The sequence below is a fragment of the Pseudomonas paracarnis genome (assembly GCF_904063055.1).
Classification (GTDB): Bacteria; Pseudomonadota; Gammaproteobacteria; order Pseudomonadales; family Pseudomonadaceae; genus Aquipseudomonas; species Aquipseudomonas paracarnis.
On record NZ_CAJFCN010000048.1, the window covers coordinates 1 to 668 of the forward strand.

The 668-nt window shown below is 56.6% G+C and carries 1 protein-coding gene; it reads left to right on the top strand.

All coding sequences use genetic code 11. From position 1 onward, the window contains the following. Positions 1–668, top strand: a 668-nt coding sequence (locus tag JMV15_RS27810; protein WP_318533558.1) for an immunoglobulin-like domain-containing protein, incomplete at both ends; no start/stop codon positions are given.

A 668-nucleotide genomic window follows, 5' to 3' on the forward strand; every position in this document is an offset into this window, starting at 1 on the left:
TTGGATAACGGCCAGACCATCACTATTGGCGTAAACCAGTCGAGCAGTTCTATCACCACCATCGCGCCAGACGATGTCTACAAAGGCGACCAGACCGTCACTACCGCCATCAAAGGCGTGACCGGCGGCGAGCACTTTGAGAATCTGGTTCCAGGTACTACCCCGGTTAATACCACCGTTACGGATACACCAGGCACTGACAACACCACTACGGTGACGCTGACCGCTCCGGCCGAGGCAAACGAAGGTGGGCAGATCACGTACACCGCCACGCTTTCCAACAAAGCGGGCACTGACGTAACACTGAAACTCGACAACGGTTCAAGCATCACCATCAAGGCTGGCGACACCGTTGGCACCGTAACCGTGCCTGCGCCTACCGATGACGTGTTTATCGATAAGAGCACGCAGACCGTCAAGATCACCGACGCTTCCGGCGGCAACTTCGAAAAACTGGAAGTTGCAGGCAGCGGCGCAACGACCACGATCAACGACACCATCGACAAGGTCGATGTAGTCCTGACCGCGACCACCACCGTTGGCGAAGGCGGCAACATCGTTTACACCGCCAGCCTTGTGGATAAGAACGGCGCACCGGTGACCAACATCACCAACCCGTTGACCGTGACTTTGGATAACGGCCAGACCATCACCATTGGCGTAAACCA